This window comes from Klebsiella sp. WP4-W18-ESBL-05 (assembly GCF_014169075.1).
GTDB lineage: Bacteria > Pseudomonadota > Gammaproteobacteria > Enterobacterales > Enterobacteriaceae > Kluyvera > Kluyvera ascorbata_B.
Genome location: NZ_AP022057.1, coordinates 1548210 through 1567901, shown reverse-complemented (window position 1 = coordinate 1567901; position 19692 = coordinate 1548210). Strand labels below are relative to the sequence as shown.

At 55.0% G+C, this 19692-nt stretch carries 19 protein-coding genes; 13 read left to right on the top strand and 6 right to left on the bottom strand.

Features of this window, described 5'->3' with window-relative positions; translation table 11 throughout:
* Nucleotides 1-79 precede the first annotated feature (79 nt).
* The gene (locus H7R58_RS07570; RefSeq protein ID WP_106924557.1) at nucleotides 80-1189 is read right to left on the bottom strand and encodes an anion transporter; all 1110 of its coding nucleotides are present in this window, start codon (nucleotides 1187-1189) and stop codon (nucleotides 80-82) included.
* Entirely contained in the window at nucleotides 1186-1659 is a 474-nt protein-coding gene (gene mntR, locus H7R58_RS07565) for a manganese-binding transcriptional regulator MntR (RefSeq protein ID WP_106924558.1), read from the bottom strand. The genes H7R58_RS07570 and mntR overlap by 4 nt, the downstream gene beginning before the upstream one ends.
* Before the next feature lie 181 nt (nucleotides 1660-1840).
* Between mntR and mntS the strand changes: the two genes are divergently transcribed.
* The 3 genes from mntS to H7R58_RS07550 all read left to right on the top strand — a co-directional run bounded on the left by mntS (nucleotide 1841) and on the right by H7R58_RS07550 (nucleotide 4875).
* On the top strand, nucleotides 1841-1966 hold the full coding sequence (mntS, locus tag H7R58_RS07560) for a manganase accumulation protein MntS (RefSeq protein WP_106924559.1): 126 nt from the start codon (nucleotides 1841-1843) through the stop codon (nucleotides 1964-1966).
* A 256-nt stretch (nucleotides 1967-2222) separates the two neighbouring features.
* Nucleotides 2223-3803, top strand: a complete 1581-nt coding sequence (locus H7R58_RS07555) for a phosphoethanolamine transferase (protein ID WP_182929244.1) — start codon at nucleotides 2223-2225, stop codon at nucleotides 3801-3803.
* A gap of 115 nt (nucleotides 3804-3918) precedes the next feature.
* Nucleotides 3919-4875, top strand: a complete 957-nt coding sequence (locus tag H7R58_RS07550) for a nickel/cobalt transporter (RefSeq protein ID WP_182929245.1) — start codon at nucleotides 3919-3921, stop codon at nucleotides 4873-4875.
* Nucleotides 4876-4949: 74 nt separating this feature from the next.
* On the opposite strand, the gene ompX is transcribed toward H7R58_RS07550, so the two are convergent.
* On the bottom strand, nucleotides 4950-5459 hold the full coding sequence (ompX, locus tag H7R58_RS07545; RefSeq protein WP_052284753.1) for an outer membrane protein OmpX: 510 nt from the start codon (nucleotides 5457-5459) through the stop codon (nucleotides 4950-4952).
* Nucleotides 5460-5813: 354 nt separating this feature from the next.
* On the opposite strand from ompX, the gene rhtA reads away from it, so the two are divergent.
* The 5 genes from rhtA (at nucleotide 5814) to glnQ (ending at nucleotide 10064) form a co-directional block, all read left to right on the top strand.
* Nucleotides 5814-6701 (top strand): threonine/homoserine exporter RhtA, encoded by an 888-nt coding sequence (gene rhtA / locus H7R58_RS07540; RefSeq protein ID WP_106924562.1) that lies wholly within the window; start codon nucleotides 5814-5816, stop codon nucleotides 6699-6701.
* 292 nt (nucleotides 6702-6993) lie between these two features.
* Nucleotides 6994-7497 carry a DNA starvation/stationary phase protection protein Dps gene (gene dps / locus H7R58_RS07535; RefSeq protein WP_106924563.1) on the top strand — a complete coding sequence of 168 codons (504 nt, stop codon included), beginning with the start codon at nucleotides 6994-6996 and terminating at the stop codon, nucleotides 7495-7497.
* Nucleotides 7498-7859: 362 nt separating this feature from the next.
* Entirely contained in the window at nucleotides 7860-8606 is a 747-nt protein-coding gene (glnH, locus tag H7R58_RS07530) for a glutamine ABC transporter substrate-binding protein GlnH (RefSeq protein ID WP_106924564.1), read from the top strand.
* Nucleotides 8607-8685: 79 nt separating this feature from the next.
* Complete coding sequence (gene glnP / locus H7R58_RS07525; RefSeq protein ID WP_106924565.1) at nucleotides 8686-9345, top strand: glutamine ABC transporter permease GlnP; 660 nt, start codon at nucleotides 8686-8688, stop codon at nucleotides 9343-9345.
* Nucleotides 9342-10064 (top strand): glutamine ABC transporter ATP-binding protein GlnQ, encoded by a 723-nt coding sequence (gene glnQ / locus H7R58_RS07520; protein ID WP_106924566.1) that lies wholly within the window; start codon nucleotides 9342-9344, stop codon nucleotides 10062-10064. Before glnP ends, glnQ begins: the two co-directional genes overlap by 4 nt.
* A gap of 42 nt (nucleotides 10065-10106) precedes the next feature.
* Here the strand turns inward: glnQ and rlmF are convergent, their stop codons facing one another.
* Nucleotides 10107-11033 (bottom strand): 23S rRNA (adenine(1618)-N(6))-methyltransferase RlmF, encoded by a 927-nt coding sequence (rlmF, locus tag H7R58_RS07515; RefSeq protein WP_182934687.1) that lies wholly within the window; start codon nucleotides 11031-11033, stop codon nucleotides 10107-10109.
* Between the two features lie 96 nt (nucleotides 11034-11129).
* On the opposite strand from rlmF, the gene H7R58_RS07510 reads away from it, so the two are divergent.
* The 5 genes from H7R58_RS07510 (at nucleotide 11130) to ybiJ (ending at nucleotide 16242) form a co-directional block, all read left to right on the top strand.
* Complete coding sequence (locus H7R58_RS07510; RefSeq protein ID WP_182928307.1) at nucleotides 11130-11753, top strand: flavin reductase family protein; 624 nt, start codon at nucleotides 11130-11132, stop codon at nucleotides 11751-11753.
* Between the two features lie 83 nt (nucleotides 11754-11836).
* Nucleotides 11837-12085, top strand: coding sequence for a YdgH/BhsA/McbA family protein (locus tag H7R58_RS07505; protein WP_182929246.1), 249 nt, complete (start codon nucleotides 11837-11839; stop codon nucleotides 12083-12085).
* Between the two features lie 272 nt (nucleotides 12086-12357).
* Nucleotides 12358-14640, top strand: a complete 2283-nt coding sequence (locus H7R58_RS07500; protein ID WP_182929247.1) for a catecholate siderophore receptor Fiu — start codon at nucleotides 12358-12360, stop codon at nucleotides 14638-14640.
* A gap of 206 nt (nucleotides 14641-14846) precedes the next feature.
* Nucleotides 14847-15524, top strand: a complete 678-nt coding sequence (gene ybiX / locus H7R58_RS07495) for a PKHD-type hydroxylase YbiX (RefSeq protein ID WP_182929248.1) — start codon at nucleotides 14847-14849, stop codon at nucleotides 15522-15524.
* A gap of 457 nt (nucleotides 15525-15981) precedes the next feature.
* Nucleotides 15982-16242 carry a DUF1471 family protein YbiJ gene (gene ybiJ / locus H7R58_RS07490; RefSeq protein ID WP_106924571.1) on the top strand — a complete coding sequence of 87 codons (261 nt, stop codon included), beginning with the start codon at nucleotides 15982-15984 and terminating at the stop codon, nucleotides 16240-16242.
* A gap of 189 nt (nucleotides 16243-16431) precedes the next feature.
* Here the strand turns inward: ybiJ and ybiB are convergent, their stop codons facing one another.
* Nucleotides 16432-17400, bottom strand: a complete 969-nt coding sequence (gene ybiB, locus H7R58_RS07485; RefSeq protein ID WP_182929249.1) for a DNA-binding protein YbiB — start codon at nucleotides 17398-17400, stop codon at nucleotides 16432-16434.
* Nucleotides 17401-17500: 100 nt separating this feature from the next.
* The gene (gene dinG, locus H7R58_RS07480) at nucleotides 17501-19654 is read right to left on the bottom strand and encodes an ATP-dependent DNA helicase DinG (protein WP_182928308.1); all 2154 of its coding nucleotides are present in this window, start codon (nucleotides 19652-19654) and stop codon (nucleotides 17501-17503) included.
* Nucleotides 19655-19692: the final 38 nt, after the last annotated feature.

Below are 19692 nucleotides of genomic sequence, written 5' to 3'. Positions count from 1 at the left end.
GGCAGGCCGGATAAGGCAACGCCGCCATCCGGCAGCGTGCCGTACAATGCCTGAAGGTGCTTCGCTTGTCAGGCCTGCGTTAGAAAAGCAAAAGCAGGCCGTACCCCACCACAGCCGCCCACAGCAGCATCGGAATAGAGTACAGGTGGAAACGCCACCAGATGCGTCGGTCTGCCGCCATACGCAGCGCTATCAGGTTTGCCAGCGAGCCGGGCAGCAGCCCGAAGCCACCAACGTTGACCGCCCACGCCAGCAGCGTCGATGGCGGCACATAGTTCAGCAGCAAAATAGTCGACGGTACGTTGCTAATCACCTGCGATAGGCCAATCGCCGTCAGCCACAGCGACATGCCGGAAAGCGCGCTGGCCCCGCCAAACGCCTGCTGTAGCACCGGTAGTTGGGTCAGCAGATGAACATCGATGAACATCGCCATAAACACCAGCAGCAGCGTCCAGTCCACGCTCAGCACCACTCGCCGAGCCAACAGCAGGAAACCCACGGCGATGACGATAAGCCCCCACAGTTCCTGCTTCATTTCCAGCGCGGCAAGAAAAATCAGGTAGAAGGCCAGGCAGCTCCATACCAACAGCGGCTGCCAGTCAGGCGTGCGTTCACTGCTTTGAAACGCCAGCTTTTTCGCCGGGAAACAGCACCAGCATAGCACCAGCAGCGTGGCTAACATTGCCACCGCCAGCGGCAGCATTTGCAGGGTAAAGGCCGGGAAAGAGAGACCCGATCGCCCCCACAGCAGGATGTTCTGCGGGTTGCCAATCGGCGTCAGCAGCGAACCGGCGTTCACCGCCAGCGCCTCAAAAATAATCAGCCGGTTAATCGGCAGCGCGCACCATTTTTTTAGCGTCAGGGTCAACGGCACCACGATAAACAGCGCCACGTCATTGGTCAGAAAGGTCGACAGCAGCGCCGCCGCCAGAACCATAAACACCGCCAGCTGACGCTCGGTGGCAAAACGGCGCGCCATTTTGCGCCCCAGGACATCAAAATAGCCGCTTTGCTCTACGCCTTTGGTCAGCAGCATCAGCCCGCTGAGGGTAATAATGGTGTGCCAGTCGATGGCCGCCGGCCAGCGCGCGGGGGCGAAGGGAACAAAAAAACTCAGCAGGACGCCGACGAGAATCAGCAGGTGCAGAAAACGGTCGCCCGCCAGCGACCGAAGAAAAGGGAGGTTCATTCCACGAATTGCCCGTGCTTCAGGGTGAACTGACGGAACATGTCGAGCGTTTCCTCGCTGACATGATGTTCAATACCTTCCGCATCGCGGCGCGCGGTATCGGCGCTAACGCCGAGGGCCAGCAGGAAAGTCTCCACGACCTGATGGCGCTCACGGCTCTCCTGAGCCAGTTTTTCGCCCTCTGGCGTTAAAAACACGCCGCGCCACGGGATCTGCTCAATCAGCCCTACGCCCGCCAGACGCTTCAGCATTTTCGCCACCGTGGGCTGCGAGACGCCCAGACGCGCTGCCATATCCACCTGTCGCGCCTCGCCCACTTCGCGAATTAGATCGGAAATCAGCTCAACGTAATCGTCAATCAGTTCGCGGCGATGCGCTTCGCGTACCTGGCGAAACCCCTCAACGTGCTCTTCAACATTCACCAGCTGCGTCACTTTTTTTGTTATTGGCGTACCTGCGCGACGGCCCATAAAGCTTCCTCATCTGTGCGACGCCGGAACGCGTCATCAAAAGTGCGCCCATTGTAATGGATTGTGACTCAAGCACAAAAATTTAACGTTTTAGCCATAGCTATAAAATATAGCCTGTGCTATATCTGTATGTAATGCAAACACTCATCACGGAATGATGGGCCAGAAAGCAGGAGGAACCATGAACGAATTCAAGAGGTGTATCAGCGTGTTTAGCCACTCTCCTTTTAAAGTACGGTTAATGTTGATCGGTATGCTGTGCGATCTGATTAACAACAAGCCGCAGCAGGACAAACCGTCCCACTAAGCGGCGTGCGAAACGCCGCTTCATCTCGTTGTCATATTTGGCTGGCAATCTACCCGTTTGCGCCCAAAAACCCCGGTTATTTTCTGGTTTTGTAAGCGCCCTCCCAAAACAATTCGTTATCAGTAGTTGACCCAATAATAAGCTCGCTTTATCTTCTTGCAGCCCTGTCCTTTGCGTCCCCTCTTTGCGCATGGTCTGGCCAATAAAGACCCCTTGACGCCAGGGGCCGCACATGGCGTTTTGATAGTTGTAATCTATGAATCTAACCCTGAAAGAAACCCTTGCTGCACGTGGGCTCGCCGTTAGCCCGTGGACAGGATTGTACTTTTTACAATCAATCCTGATAAACCTGGCGCTGGGGTATCCCTTCAGCCTACTGTATGCCGTCGCGTTTACCGGCGTGCTGCATCTCCTGTGGCGCACGTCGCCCAACGTGCAAAAGGTGATACTGGGGCTTTATTCACTCGTCGCCGCGCTCTACTTTCCGTTCAGCCAGGCCTACGGTGCACCGAACTTCAACACCCTGCTGGCGCTGCACGCCACTAACGTAGAAGAGTCGACGGAAATTTTTACCATCTTCCCGTGGTACAGCTATCTGGTCGCGGTGTTTATTTTTGCGCTTGGGGTCATTGCCGTACGGCGTAAAGCGATCGATAAAACGCGCTGGCACCTGATGGACACCCTGTGCCTCATCTTCTGTATTGGCGTGTTTTTTGTGCAGCCGATACAAAACAAAGCCTACGGCGGCGTCTTCAAGCTAAAAGACAGCGGCTATCCGGCCTTCCGTTTCGTGAAAGACATTATCGTCAACAATAACGAAGTGCTTGACGAACAGCGCCGCATGGCCGAGCTGTCTGGGATGAAAGACACCTGGAACGTGCTGGCGGTGAAGCCGAAATATCACACCTACGTGGTGGTCATTGGCGAGAGCGCGCGCCGCGATGCGCTGGGTGCCTTTGGCGGCCATTGGGACAACACGCCGTTCGCCAGCTCGGTGAACGGCTATCTGTTTACCAACTACGTCGCAGCCAGCGGTTCGACGCAGAAGTCGCTGGGCCTGACGCTGAACCGCGTCGTCGACGGCAAGCCGCAGTATCAGGATAACTTCGTCACCCTCGCCAACCGTGCCGGTTTCCAGACCTGGTGGTTCTCGAACCAAGGGCAGATTGGCGAGTACGATACGGCGATCGCCAGTATCGCCAAGCGTGCCGATGAAGTGCACTTCCTGAAAAGCGGTGACTTTGAGGCGGATAAAAATACCCGCGATGAAGATCTGCTGAAGATGACCGAACAGGTACTCTCCACTCCGCGCAGTCAGCCGCAGCTGATTGTGCTGCATATTATGGGCTCCCATCCGCAGGCCTGTGACCGCACCCAGGGCAAGTACGCGCAGTTCGTACAGTCAAAGGAGACCTCATGCTACCTTCACAGCATGACGCAAACCGACAGCCTGCTGAATCAGCTCTACGATCAGCTGCGCCGCACGACGGACAGCTTCTCGATGGTTTATTTCTCTGACCACGGTCTGGCCTTTAAAGAACGCGGCAAAGCGGTGCAGTACCTGGCCCACGACGATAAATACCAGCAGAACTTCCAGGTGCCGTTTATGGTACTTTCCAGCGATGATAAAGCGCACAAGCTCATCAAAGCGCGACGTTCAGCCAATGATTTTCTGAGCTTCTTCACGCAGTGGACCGGGATCCAAACCAAAGAGATCGCGCCGAAGTATCGTTTTATTTCGTCGCAAAAAGCCGGGAAGGTCTACATCACTAACTTCCAGTTACAAAAAGTGGATTACGACACGCTCAAGACCGATCTGTTTGATCCAAAGAGCTAATTCCACGACGTTTCTTTGACTTCCCGTTTACCTTTTGTCCCGGTAAACGGGTAGCAAACGCCCCCGCTATCGCCTTACTATACTTGCTTTACGACCACCTGAAGCAGGCCTCATCATGATCGCACAACGCCTCACGCGCGACTGGCGCTTTCCTATTGCCGGGCTAATGATACTGTTGTTGCTCAGCGCGACGTTCGCTCTGCACGCGCACTGGAACGCCTTTATCCAGTGGTGTCTCGCCACGCAAATTACCCTGCACCGCTACCTGGTCATGTACCTGCTGCAGCTCAATAACCATGAATACAGCGGCGGCCTGTGGCTGCTGCTTGGCGCATTTTTTTACGGCGTGCTGCACGCCGTTGGCCCGGGCCACGGTAAGTTTATTGTCACAACCTACCTCAGCACCAACAAAGAGAGCCTGCTCGCCGCGCGTGTGGTGCCGTTTCTCGGTAGCCTGATGCAGGGCATCAGCGCGATTCTTTTTGTCTTTATTCTGGCGGTCGGTTTCAACCTTGCGTCAGGCGATCTCAGCACCAGCCGCTGGTACGTTGAAAAAATCAGCGCGCTGATGATTGGCGCGTTCGGGCTGTTCGTCATCTATCAGTCTCTGAAAGGTCTTCGCCCCCGTAAAATGTCCATTACGGCGCTCAGGCCACAGCATCAGCATGATGAAAACTGCGGCTGTGGGCATCACCACGGCGTGGGTTCGGCGCTAACCCAGAGCGACTGGAAAACGCGCCTTGGCGTCATTCTGGCGATTGGCGCACGGCCGTGTAGCGGTGCAATCATGATTTTGATGTTTGCCAACGCGCTGGGGATTGTGACGTGGGGAATCGCTGCGGTGATGACGATGGCGCTGGGGACCGCACTATCAATTCTCGGCCTATCGCTGGCAGTGCGCTATGCCAGAGAGCGCACGGTGGCCCTGTTTGGCGGCGCGTTCGGCGGGCAATGGGTTATTCCTGCGGTGAAAATAGCCGGCGGGATCATGTTGATTTTGTTTGCCACGGTGCTGTTTCTGACGGTGATACCGATTAGCGCAAACGGAGACTATATTGCGGCGGGCTGTTGAATGTGACGGGAACGGGGTGTAAAAAAGGCATTAAAAAAGGGGTCCTGAGACCCCTTTTTGTATCACCGAAGTGATTAGAAGCGGTAACCTGCACCAACGATCCAGGTACCAACGTCAACGCTACGAATGCGAGACTGCTCGTAGGAGAAGTCCAGAGCAACGTTTTCGATCGGGTTGAACTGCAGACCTGCGCCGTAGGAGAAACCGTAGTCGCTGGTGCTGTTGTTATCCGGGAACTGGTTGCCCTGTGCTTTACCGTAGCCCAGGCCGATTACGCCGTAGATGCTTGCCCAGTCGTTCAGACGGTAAGCAGGACCCGCAGTGATGCCGTAGTACTGACCTTTGGTGTACACGCCGTTCTGGGTGTCACTTTTTTCAGTGTAGGTGAAGGAGCTGATCACACCCAGCGGGCTGTTGTCAGCTTCGTAGCGATATTTCAGGTTGAAGCCGCCAGCTTTGTTAGCGACGCCCTGCATATCACTCTGTGCGTAACCACCGGTAACAGTGGAGGTTGCAGCTACGGCAGTACCTGCGGAAACAGCCAGAACAGCGGCCAGTGCTGAAAGACATGCAATTTTTTTCATAACCACCTCAAATGTGCTTCTAATAAGTCCGTAAGTTTTAAATATATCAAAAATTGTTAAGAAACTCTTTGGTCCTGATGATGTCTAAGGGCAGCTTTGATGTAACAAAAATTTTCCATCACCGCCTATCACCTTCATTTCACACATGTTTTTACGTTAAATCTTCGGTTTACTTCGGTAAAAACTGCGCTCAATTTTCCAGACAATTCCTAATTTGACAGACGAAATAATCATCGACTATGCAAATTCTACTCGTTCCGGGGCGTTTTTTTTTCAACAATTCCTCAACCGTAGCCGACTATTTCAATTACACTGCCGCTTTTACCTCTTTTGACAAATACTGACAGGAAAAAGATGTCCAGCACGCCTCGCAAGCTACCGTCATGGTTACCCATCCTCGTTCTCCTGATCTCAATGATCTCTATTCAGAGCGGCGCATCGCTGGCTAAGTCATTGTTTCCTTTAATTGGCGCACCGGGCGTCACCGCCCTGCGTCTGGCCCTTGGCACCCTGATTCTGGTGGTCGTGTTTAAACCCTGGCGTCTACGTTTTGCCCGCGAACAGCGCCTGCCGCTGTTGTTTTACGGGCTGTCGCTTGGCGCGATGAACTACCTCTTCTATCTGTCGCTGCAGCGCATTCCACTAGGCATTGCCGTGGCGCTGGAGTTTACCGGGCCGCTGGCGGTGGCGTTATTCTCATCGCGCCGCCCGGTAGACTTTATCTGGGTGATCCTGGCGGTGATGGGCCTGTGGTTCCTGCTGCCGCTCGGCCAGGACGTGGCGCACGTCGACCTGACCGGCGCGCTGCTGGCGCTGGGCGCAGGCGCTGGCTGGGCGGTTTACATTTTGACCGGCCGCCGCGCGGGTGAAGAACATGGCCCGGCGACCGTCGCGATGGGGTCACTGATTGCCGCCGTGGTCTTTGTACCGTTAGGTGCACTACAGGCCGCCGACGCGCTGTGGCACTGGTCGCTGCTGCCGCTGGGGTTAGCCATTGCCGTCCTGTCTACCGCGCTGCCCTACTCGCTGGAAATGATTGCGCTGACCCGCCTGCCGACGCGAACCTTTGGCACCCTGATGAGCATGGAACCCGCGCTCGCGGCGCTGTCGGGGATGATTTTCCTCGGCGAGACGCTGACGTTAAGCCAGTCGATGGCGCTGGGCGCTATCATTATTGCTTCGATGGGATCAACGCTGACAATGCGACAGGAAAGTAAAATCAAACAGGTTGACGTCAGCTAAATTCTTTTATTATGCATAGTGCAAGCCACTATGCATAATATCCCAGAGAAACTGCATGGATTCTTATTTTATATCAATTAAAATAAATTCCTAAATATATAGCGCACCAGTAACACCAATTAACCAACTGTTTTTAAATAAGTTAATCAATCCAATCACGCTCACTATCATACCTATAGGCAGAATCAGAAAATACCGTCTCGCTCACGGTGCTATACTTGTTTCCGTTAATTCATGAGGACGCAGATACACCCGTCTTTATATGTGTATCGGATCAAGAGGATATATGATTATGAGTACTGCAAAACTGGTTAAAGCAAAAAACGCCCAACTGCTCTATACGCGTAACGACGTTCCGGACGGCGAAAAACAGGCGACCGTTGCGTTACTCAACCGTCAGGTTCTTCAGTTTATCGATCTGTCGCTGATTACCAAACAGGCCCACTGGAACATGCGCGGCGCGAACTTTATTGCCGTGCACGAAATGCTGGATGGCTTCCGCACTGCGCTGACCGATCATCTGGATACCATGGCAGAGCGCGCCGTACAGCTTGGTGGCGTGGCGCTCGGCACAACCCAGGTCATTAATGCGCAGACGCCGCTGAAAAGCTATCCGCTGGATATCTCCAGCGTTCAGGATCACCTGAAAGCGCTGGCCGAACGCTATGCCATCGTCGCGAACGACGTGCGTAAAGCCATTAGCGAAGCGAAAGATGAAGATACCGCTGATATCTTTACCGCCGCGTCCCGCGATCTGGATAAATTCCTGTGGTTCATTGAAGCGAATATCGAATAACCATAGAAAAATCTTATGACCTTCCGGCTCCCCCGCCGGAAGGGCTTGCACCATAAAAGTGCAGGTGTTCGTGCATAATCCCCGCCGAAGTAAATAAATTGTAATAATCACCTCACACAATCGTTAATAAAAGATTGTTTTCCCCCCAGCGTTTGCGCTAAAAAACGCCATACTTAACAACAGACTTTTTGCGCACCACTTTGGTGCCCACCTTTGGTGCAAATGCACTTTTTTCCTGCCGCTTTTGTGCAGACCGAAAAGCATTATTTGTTAAGAAACAACTAATTGCCAAGTTGGCACGATTTTTTCATAAGACGATTGTTCTCGCAGGGGATCGCCCCGTGGATATAAAAGGAAATGCTATGAAGTCAATGTTTAAAGTTTCACTGGCAGCACTCACCCTGGCTTTTGCGGTTTCATCTCAGGCCGCGGAGAAACAACTGGTCGTCGCAACCGATACTGCATTCGTCCCGTTTGAATTCAAACAGGGTAATCAATATGTCGGCTTTGATGTTGACCTGTGGGCGGCTATTGCGAAAGAACTGAAGCTGAATTACACCCTGAAGCCGATGGACTTCAGCGGTATCATCCCTGCATTGCAAACGAAAAACATCGATCTAGCGCTGGCCGGTATCACCATTACCGAAGAACGCAAAAAAGCGATCGACTTCTCCGACGGCTACTACAAAAGCGGCCTGCTGGTGATGGTGAAAAGCAATAATAACGACATCAAGAGCGTGAAAGATCTCGATGGCAAAGTGGTCGCAGTGAAAAGCGGCACAGGCTCCGTTGATTATGCGAAAGCCAACATCAAAACCAAAGATCTGCGCCAGTTCCCGAACATCGATAACGCCTATATGGAGTTAGGCACAAACCGTGCTGACGCCGTGCTGCACGATACGCCGAACATCCTGTACTTCATCAAAACTGCCGGTAACGGTCAGTTCAAAGCGGTCGGCGAGTCTCTGGAAGCACAGCAGTACGGTATCGCCTTCCCTAAAGGCAGCGACGAGCTGCGTGAGAAAGTGAACGGCGCGCTGAAAACGCTCAAAGAGAACGGCACCTACAACGAAATCTACAAAAAATGGTTCGGTACCGAACCTAAATAATTATTCCAAAATCTGATGCAAACTCAGGGGCGGCCTTTCGCCCCTGCTATTTTTGAACCACGGTAACAGGATTATCATCATGCAGTTTGACTGGAGCGTCATCTGGCCTGCCATTCCAATTCTTCTGGACGGCGCCAAAATGACTCTGTGGATTTCGATCCTCGGCCTCGCGGGCGGTATCATCATCGGTCTGGTGGCCGGTCTAGCCCGCACTTACGGCGGCTGGATTTCAAACCACATCGCCCTCGTATTTATCGAAGTGATCCGCGGTACGCCTATCGTTGTACAGGTCATGTACATCTACTTCGCGCTGCCGATGGCCTTCCCGGACATTCGTATCGATACCTTCACCGCGGCAGTGATCACCATCATGATCAACTCCGGTGCGTATATTGCTGAAATTACTCGCGGCTCGGTGCTGTCCATCCATAAAGGCTTCAGCGAAGCAGGCCTGGCACTCGGCCTGTCGCGTCGCGAAACCATTCGCCATGTGATTATGCCGCTGGCCGTTCGTCGTATGCTGCCTGCATTAGGCAACCAGCTGATCATCAGTATCAAAGATACGTCGCTGTTTATCGTTATCGGTGCAGCCGAGCTGACCCGCAGCGGCCAGGAAATTATCGCCGGAAACTTCCGCGCGCTGGAAATCTGGACCGCCGTCGGCGTTATCTACCTGATCATCACCCAGGTACTCAACATCGTGCTCCGCATTCTTGAAAGAAGGATGAAAATCCTGTGATTGAATTTAAAAACGTTTCTAAGCACTTCGGCCAAACCCAGGTGCTGCACAACATTGACCTGAACATCAAACAGGGTGAAGTGGTGGTCATTATCGGACCATCCGGTTCCGGTAAATCCACCCTGCTGCGCTGCATTAACAAACTCGAAGAAATCACCAGCGGCGATCTGTTCGTTGATGGTTTGAAAGTCAACGATCCCAAAGTTGACGAGCGCCTGATTCGTCAGGAAGCCGGGATGGTGTTCCAGCAGTTCTATCTGTTCCCACACCTGACGGCGCTGGAAAACGTGATGTTTGGCCCCACCCGCGTACGCGGTCTGAACAAAGATGAAGCGGAGAAACTGGCGAAAGATCTGCTGGCGAAAGTGGGGCTGGCGGAACGCGCGCACCACTACCCTTCCGAGCTGTCCGGCGGCCAGCAGCAGCGCGTGGCTATTGCCCGTGCGCTGGCGGTGAAGCCGAAAATGATGCTGTTTGATGAGCCGACCTCAGCGCTGGACCCGGAGCTGCGTCATGAAGTGCTGAAGGTCATGCAGGATCTGGCGGAGGAAGGGATGACGATGGTTATCGTTACCCACGAAATCGGCTTTGCTGAGAAAGTGGCATCGCGCCTGATCTTTATAGATAAAGGCCGGATTGCCGAAGACGGCAACCCGCAGGAGCTGGTGAAGAACCCACCGAGCCAGCGTCTGCAAGAGTTCCTGCAGCACGTTTCCTGATAGCACGCCGTTTATCCCGCCGGGATAAACGGCGTTTTTCTTTTAGTGTTTACGCGCCAGAAAACGGCGGCGCTGTTCGTCATCCATAAACGACCACGCAATAAAGCGGCTCTGCTTCTGCCCCTGCGACATCTCTTTTTTCACCACCTTCACCGCACCGACGTCGGTTAACGCCCGGTACAGCGGCGGCAGGTTTTCACCTTTTGACACCAGCGATGTGAACCACATGACCTGGCGGGCAAAGCCTTTACTCTCAGCAATCATTTGCTTAATAAAAGCCACCTCACCGCCTTCGCACCACAGTTCCTGCTGCTGGCCGCCAAAGTTCAGCGCATCGTCACGCTCCTGCCCCAGATTACGGCGCTTACGCTCGCTACCCGCGCGGGCGGCAGCGGCAGAATCGTGGAACGGCGGATTACACAGAGTCGCGTCGTACTGTTCGTTTTTGTGGATGATACCGTTAAACATCGCGGCACCGTCTTTCTGACGACGCAGGCGAATCATGCGGTTCAGCGACGGGTTTGCGCTCAGGATAGCCTGCGCGCTGGCAAACGCCTGAGGATGAGTTTCACTGCCGGTAAAGCGCCAGCCATACTCGTGCGCACCAATCAGCGGATAAATACAGTTCGCACCCACGCCGATATCCAGAATACTGGCTCCCTTGACCACATTGCCGCTCTCATCGCTGAGCAGATCGCCCAGATGATGGATATAATCGGCGCGCCCCGGCACCGGCGGGCAGAGGAACCCGTCTGGAATATCCCACTCTTTCACCCCGTAGAAATGGGCCAGCAGCGCTTTATTCAGCGTTTTCACCGCCTGCGGGTCGGCAAAATTCACGGTTTGCTCCCCGGCCGGGTTGAGGATAATAAAATCGCTCAGCGCGGGGCAGGCCTGACGCAGCGCGTCCAGGTCGTAGCGGCTGTGATGGCGGTTGCGCGGATGCAACCCCGGTTTTTGGCTACTCATGACTTTCTCCTGTCGTAATGCGCCGTAAGATACCCGTTGACGGCGGCGCGGTAAATAAGGGAGTCTGGATTACCGCTTCTTAATTATGGGTACGTCATGTACTTTTATCAGCCTTCTCACGGCCACGGGCTGCCTCATGACCCGCTAAACGCCATCGTCGGGCCACGGCCTATTGGCTGGATCTCTTCCGTTGACGTCGAAGGGCGGCGCAACCTTGCCCCCTACAGCTTCTTTAACTGCTTTAACTATCGCCCGCCGATTATCGGCTTTGCCAGCAGCGGCTGGAAAGATAGCGTGCAGAATATTATGGAAACCAAAGCGTTCGTCTGGAATCTGACGACCCGTGATTTGGCGGTGGCGATGAATGAAACCTCCGCTACCCTGCCCCACGGCGAGGATGAATTTGCCCGCGCCGGGCTGACCGCCGCACCGAGCCGTCTGGTCAGCGCGCCGCGCGTAGCGCAGAGCCCGGTCAACTTCGAGTGTCGCCTCTCGCAGTGCATTCAGCTAACGGGCGCCGACGGTACCGCCGTCGATACCTGGCTGGTGCTGGGTGAAGTGGTCGGTATTCATATCGATGAATCGCTGCTTGAGGACGGAATCTATCAGACCGCCCGCGCACAGCCGGTCCTGCGCGCGGGTGGGCCCTCCGCCTACTACACCATCGATGAGCGCCATCGCTTCGATTTAATTCGCCCGGATGCCCGTCGCGATAAATAAAAAACAGACACGTCGGTGGCTGCTTTTTCCTGCCCGCCGCCTACAATTAAGGTATTCCCTGTTGCTTTCAGGAGGGGATACAAATGCACACCTTTCACCTGCTTTTCGCCGCCGCGCTCCTCGCTACAACCACCGTCTGCGCCCAATCCGCTCCTGCTCCAGGCGTTCCGTTTCGCCCGGTGGGTACCGTAACGGCCAGCGGCGCCAGCAACCTTGACGATCTTCAGCAGCAGTTGGCCAAAAAGGCGCACGAAGCTGGCGCGATAGCCTTTGTCGTTGACGTTGCCGGCGGAAAAAACAAGCTGTTCGGTTCTGCGACGTTGTACCGGTAAACGGCCATCGTGAGCGGATGGCTTGACGCCTCCCTCAGGGCCATTCGACTGAATCGTGTAAACTTTATGTATAAAAAATGAAGAAACTGTAAATCAATATATTTATTTTTCTGCCAATGAGTGATAAAAAGTCACACGACTTGATAATGCTTATCAAAATCATTATCAAATTCATTTAATAAATTTTAAGCAACCTGCAGTGGCAAAGGGGACGAGACGATCCCTACTGTCATTTTTTTAATGGCTTTTTAAATTATAAGATGCTCATTGATATGGAAAAAAATCGCACTACTCCGTTTGGCAGCTTTCGTTCTCTCACCTTCTTTACCGGGCTCTGTATCAGCCTGACCCCCGCCGCCCAGGCCGATGAGGGGAAAGAGAAAAACGCGGGTGATACGCTGGTTGTTGAAGCCCAAACTCCGTCCCTGTATGCCCCCACTCAATCGGCCGACCCGAAATTCAGCCGTCCAATTGCGGATACCACCCGCACCGTCACGGTGATTTCTGAGCAGGTGTTGAAGGATCAAGGGGCGACAAACCTGACCGATGCGCTGAAAAACGTACCGGGCGTCGGGGCTTTCTTTGCCGGTGAAAACGGCAGCTCGTCAACGGGCGACACCATCTACATGCGCGGAGCCGATACGTCTAACAGTATCTATATTGACGGTATTCGCGATATTGGCAGCGTGACGCGCGACACATTTAACACCCAGCAGGTGGAAGTGATCAAAGGCCCCTCAGGGTCCGACTACGGGCGCAGCGCGCCGACCGGTTCGATCAACATGATCAGCAAACAGCCGCGCCTGGACTCCGGGATCGATGCCTCCGCCAGCGTCGGCAGCGCATGGTATCGTCGTGGCACGCTGGACCTGAATGAAGCGATCGGTGAAACCGCCGCGGTGCGTTTAAATCTGATGGGTGAAAAAACCCACGATGCCGGGCGCGATAACGTTAAAAACGAGCGCTACGGTATTGCACCGTCCATTGCGTTCGGCCTCGGCACGCAAAACCGTCTGTACCTCAACTACCTGCACGTGACGCAGAACAACACCCCGGACGGCGGCGTGCCAACCGTTGGGCTGCCGGGCTACTCCGCACCCAATGCCGCCACTTCGGCGCTGAATCACTCAGGTAAAGTGGACACCCATAACTTCTACGGCACTCGCTCCGACTACGACGACTCGACCACCGATACGGCGACGATGCGTTTTGAGCACGACTTCAACGACACCACCACCCTTCGCAACACTACCCGCTGGTCGCAGATCAAGCAGGACTATATGATGACGGCGATGATGGGGGGGGCCACGAACATTACTCGCCCAAATCCAAATAACGTCGACACCTGGACCTGGACACGTAACATCAATACCAAGGATGTGAGCAACAAAATTCTCACTAACCAGACCAACCTGACCTCGAAGTTCTCTACCGGCGCAATCGGCCACGATATCAGTACCGGGGTAGAGTTTACCCGCGAACAGCAGACCAACTACGGTGTGTATCCGTTTACCGCTCCGGCAGTGAACCTCTATCACCCTGATAGCAGCATTTCTCTGGGCAGCCTCCAGCGCAGCGGCGCCAATGCGAATGGTCAGACCGATACCTTCGGTATCTACGCCTTTGACACGCTGCAAATTACCCGTGATTTTGAGTTGAACGGCGGTATCCGTCTGGATAGCTATCGCACCGAGTACGACAGCGCATCGCTGTGCGGCGGCACTGCCCGCGGCGCGGTAGCTTGCCCCGCGGGCGTCGCGAAAAATTCACCGGTCACCACCGTTGACGCCAGCAAATCGGGCAACCTCGTGAACTGGAAGGCCGGTGCGCTCTATCACCTGACGCAGAACGGCAACGTTTACGTTAACTACGCTATCTCCCAGCAGCCTCCGGGCGGCAGCAACTTTGCCCTGGCCGCTGGCGGTACGGGCAACAGCGCCAACCGCACCGACTTTAAACCGCAGAAGGCGAAAACCAGCGAAATTGGCACCAAGTGGGAAGTGCTGGATAAACGCCTGCTGCTGTCGGCCGCCCTATTCCGTACCGACATTGAAAACGATGTCGAAGCTAACGACGACGGCACCTACTCACAGTACGGCACTAAGCGCGTAGAAGGCTACGAGCTGTCCGTTGCCGGCAATATCACTCCAGAATGGCAGGTGATTGGCGGCTTTACCCAACAGCGTGCGACGGTACGTACAGGCGCGAACGTCGCGCAGGATGGCAGCACTTCTCTGCCGTACACGCCGGAGCACGCCTTCACGCTGTGGAACCAGTATCAGGCGACCGATGCCCTCTCCGTGGGCGCAGGCGCTCGCTATATTGGCAGCATGCACCGCGGCTCCGATGGTGCGGTGGGCACGCCGTCGTTCACCGAAAGCTACTGGGTGGCCGACGCCAGACTGGGCTATCGCGTCAACAGCAATCTCGATCTGCAGCTGAACGTCTATAACCTGTTCGATACCGACTATGTGGCTTCCATCAACAAGAGCGGCTATCGCTACCATCCGGGCGAACCACGCACCTTCGTACTGACGGCGAACGTTCATTTCTAAGGCATCATGTGGGGCGCTGGCCTAATGCTGGTCAGTTAAGGCGTTGAATTCAGGAGCAGGAACGGTAGGCCGGATAAGGCGTTTACGCCGCCATCCGGCAATCAGCGCGCAGTGTGCCGGATGGCGCTTTGCTTATCCGGCCTACGAATCTCGCTTAACTGACAGGCATTGAGGCACAGGCCCCACTTTTTTCAGGAGAGACTCCCATGATGTACCGTATTCCCGGCGTATTGAGCACCGATGAAGTTCGTCATCTTGTTGCCGAACTTAACCAGGCGCAGTGGATTGATGGCCGGGCGACCGTGGGCGCACAGGGGGCGCAGGTGAAGCATAATCAGCAGGTCGATACCCGCAGCGAGCGCTATCGGGCACTGCAGGCCCTGGTGCAAGAAGCGGTAAACCGCCATTCGCTGTTCTTTGCCGCCGCGCTGCCGAAAACCCTTTCCAGCCCGCTATTCAACCGCTATCAGCAACAGGAAACCTACGGTTTTCACGTCGATGGCGCGGTGCGCCAACACCCCGAAAGCGGCTGGATGCGTACCGACCTGTCCGCCACCCTGTTTTTATCCGATCCGGAGAGCTATGACGGTGGAGAACTGATCATCAACGACACCTTCGGGCAGCATTCGGTGAAGCTTCCGGCAGGCGACCTGGTACTTTATCCCTCCAGCAGCCTGCACTGCGTCACGCCGGTCACGCGCGGCGTGAGGGTAGCATCGTTTATGTGGGTTCAGTCGATGATCCGCGACGATAAACGCCGCGCCATGCTGTTCGAACTGGACCGAAATATTCAATCGCTGAACAGCCGTCACGGTGAGTCGGAGGAGGCACTTTCCCTGCTTAATCTCTATCACAACCTGCTGCGCGAGTGGTCTGAGATCTAAACAGGCGAATATTTCTCAAAATATATGAAGAAGACGCGCCGCAAAAAATACCGCCGGCGGCCATGAAAAAGGCCGCGCCAGACAACTTGATAAACGACAGATAAAAGTTTACATTCAACGCCTGTATGAGAATATAATTCCAGAACAGGCCCAGCAACCCAGCTTTTATTACAAATCCATACCGCAACATACAGAGCAATCGATTATCTTTACGAGCACGCTTTTTGGCAAAAAAAGTAGCAAATTGTGCCTTCGACCCCCCCGCTTCCGCTGGATTCAACGCAAACACATTCATGACGTGAATATTTTATTAATAATCAATAAATTAATAATCATTCAATTTTTTTGAGCATGGTAATCAATTCTCTTCGATTTATTCCGCCAAATAAAAACGTGATACTTATCACATCGACGAAAACATCGTCCCCTGTACGACATAACCTGCGAGAGATTAATTATGAAAACCATTAAATATGCTGTTGCTGCCATCGCCCTGTCTGCCCTGTCCTTTGGCGCTTTCGCTGCCCAGCCTGTTACCCAGGCTCAGGCACAAAAAATGAACGCAATGGGTACCGTGTCCGTTGACGGCGCGACGACTCTGGATGGTATGGAAGCTCAGTTGGCGCAGAAAGCTGCCGCTGCTGGCGCAACCGGCTACTCCATCACGTCTGCTAACACCAACAACAAAGTTAGCGGTACTGCGGTTATCTATAAATAATCGCCACCCTCTGTTATACCCCGTGAGCTGACCTCTCGCGGGTGCTCCAACCCTCATTGACTTGTTGATACCCTTTTTTGCCCGGCCGCCACGCCGGGCTTTTTTTTGCGTGGAATTTACGCAGGAAGGCCGCTTGCGCGGTATAAGACGAGCCGGGCTATGCCCGGCTCGGGAGGACAGCCAGCGGGTTTAATAGGCGAGCGCGACGCGGTCAAGGCCGTCTTCAAGCGAACTAACCTCTCCGGCCGCCAGCAGGCAACAAGCCAGCTGAATTTTCAACGACTGCGGCACCGGCTCGACGCCCGCCACGCAGCGTTCGATCCACTGCGCCGTGGTTTGCGGATCTTTCGCCGCTGGCAGCGCCACAATCTCTTCGCACTGCTCACTCTGACGCGCGTTAATGACCCGTGCGCCCTGCGCATCAATCAATGTGATTTGCGGGCAGCGCTGCGGATTAGCATATACTTCGCCCTCGGTGCCATGCATCAGCAGGCTGCGCCCGCCGATATCGGCAAAGAATTTTGCGACTTTGCCCACGTACTCCGGATGCGAGACGCTGGACAAGCGCAGCGCCGCGTCTTCGGCAAACGGCGTCGCCAGCTTGGCCAGCGTATGCGCACTGTTGCGCACGCCAAGCTGCCAGCGCAGATTCAGCTGCCGTTCCAGCGGCGGGCACAGCGCGCCAACCGGAATATAGACCGGCTGATGGCCATCCAGCTTTGCCTGCGCCTGCCCGGCATGACGCGTCGGCTCAATGCCCAGCAGCTCAAAGATAGTCTCACTGATGACCCGCGTCGGATCTTCGCTGACCCCGTGCACCACGACCGGAAAACCGAGCTTATGCAGCAGCATCGCCAGCAGCGGCGTCAGGTTGGCCTGCTTGCGCGCGCCGTTATAGCTGGGAATGACAATCGGCATCGGTTTACCCGCCGGCGGCGTCAGGCGCATGGTTTTCTGCTGCACGGCCTCATAAAAACCAAGCATCTCCGCTTCGCCCTCCCCCTTAATGCGCATGGAGAGCAAAATAGCGCCCATTTCCAGATCCGGAACATCACCATCAAGCATTTGGGTGTACAGGCCGCGCGCGATGTCCTGGTCCAGGTCACGCGCATGATTTTTTCCACGACCGATTTCTTTGATGATTTTGCGATAATCCATTTACTGCTCCTTTGCTCGTCGTCGCCAGATAAGCGCAGCGCATCCGGCAATGTGCGGCGGCCGCCTGATGGCGCTATGCGTTTCAGGCCTACACACCGGGCTAGCGTTTTTTACGGCGCGGTGATTTTGGCTTAGCCGTGATAGCTTTCTGTTTAACTTCCGGCACTTCCGGACGTTCAATCGGGAAAACCGGCAACGCATCCAGTAAACGCTTACCGTAGTTTTTGGTCAACAGCCGCTTATCGTAGATGATCACTTCGCCCCAGCAACCGTGGCTACGAATCAGTCGCCCCACCTGCTGAATCAGATTAAACGATGCGCTGGGCAGACTTTGCACTTCAAAGGGGTAGCGATTGAGACTTTTCAGCCATTCGCCTTCGGTGATCACCACCGGGCTGTCGATCGGCGGGAAGGCGATTTTATGAATATGCACCTGGCTTAGCAGCTCACCTTTCAGATCCAGCCCCTCCGCAAAAGATTGTAGCCCAACCAGCACGCTGCGCTCGCCGCTCTCAACTCGCTTGCGATGGAGTTCTACCAGCCGATAGCGCGGCTGATCGCCCTGCACCAGCAGCATCAGACGTAGATCGGTCACGTGCTCAAGGAAACGCTGCATCGCGCGGCCGCTGGCAAACAGCACCAGCATACCGTGATGCTTTTTGCTCTCGACCTGCTGGCGAAAATAGGCCGCCATTTCGGCAATATGCTGCTCTTCGTTATCGATCAGCGGCTCAAACTGCATCTGTGGAATGACGATTTTACCCTGCTCGACGTGGTTAAACGGCGAATCCAGCGCCACGAAACGATCGCCTGCTTTTTCTCTCAGCCCGCTCATCTCCTGCAGGCGTGAGAAGCTATTAAGCGAACGCAGCGTTGCCGAGGTGACAACAATATGCGGCACGCTGCGCCACAGCAGGCGCTCAAGCTGTTCGCTGACGCGGATACCTACGCAGTGGAACCAGACGTGCATCTGCCCATCGCGCAGATCGCGGGTAGCCCACTTGGTGACCGGCGCCCCCGATGCCTGGGAAAGCGACGCCAGACGCCACAGCTTGCTCTGGGATTCAAACATCCCCAGCGCGCGGTTCATCTGCAAAATCACCCGATGCAGGCGCACAATATCGTGACTGCCGGTTTTCTCGCTGAGATCGTTTAAGAACAGCTCCGCCAGCCCGCGCAGCATTTCGGTGAGCTTGGCCAAACGCTGGCAAATTTCCATCACTTCGTCGGGCAGCTCGCCCATCGGGAATCGGTGCTCGGCTTCCTGGGCTGCGGGTAGATACAGATTAAGAATGTTATTCAGCGACGCGATAAGCTCGTACAGCTCTTCACAATGCGCGGTAAGTCGCTCCGGCAGCGCCAGCGGCGGCGTGGTTTTCGGGCGGAACTGCTCCATGCAGGTGGCCACCAGCTTACTGAACAGGTCGAGCTGTAGGCGATACCACGGTGCGGTAATCTCGGCGCTCATCTCCAGCGCGTCGCGGGCGACGTCCGGCAGATGGTGGCCTTCATCCAGCACCAGCAGCAGGTTTTTCGGCTCCGGCAGCACCGCTTCGCTCTCCATTGCCGCCATGACCAGCGCATGGTTTGCGACCACGACTTCAGCCTCCTGAATCTCGCGGCGCGCGACGAAGAACGGGCACTCGCGATAATACTGGCAGTTACGGTTCAAACAGCTGGCTTTATCGGTGCTCAGGCGACGCCATAAATCATCGTCAATCGCGATGTCGGTATGGTCGCGCAGGCCGTCCCACTTGTAGCTGTCGAGATCGCCCTTCAGCTTCGCGCAGCGCTTCTGCTCTTCCTGGTTATTGGGCGTCAGCTCATCGTCGAGAAAGGCCAGCAGATCCTGCTGGTTTGGCTCGCTGCTGGCGAGCGCCGTCAGGTTACGCGGGCATACGTAGCGGCCGCGACCAAAGGCGGCAGTGAAGCGCAAATCGGGGATAATTTTGCGCAGCAGCGGTAAATCTTTACTGTAGATTTGATCCTGTAACGCCACGTTGGCGGTGCTGACCACCAGCGTTTTCTGTTCTTCGCGGGCGATAGCAATACCGGGAATCAGGTAGGACAAGGTTTTCCCGACGCCGGTAGGCGCTTCAATCGCCAGATGTCGCCCGTCTTCTCCGGCAAGCGTTTTAGCGACGTCCGCAATCATCTGCCGCTGCGGCGCACGGGGGATAAAGTCGGGGATCTGTTCCTGAAGCGCCTTGTACCAGGCGGCGATTTGCGCTTTCAGCGCAGCGGTCAAAGCCATGAGAAAACCTGAGATACTGTATAAACAGCCACTATTGT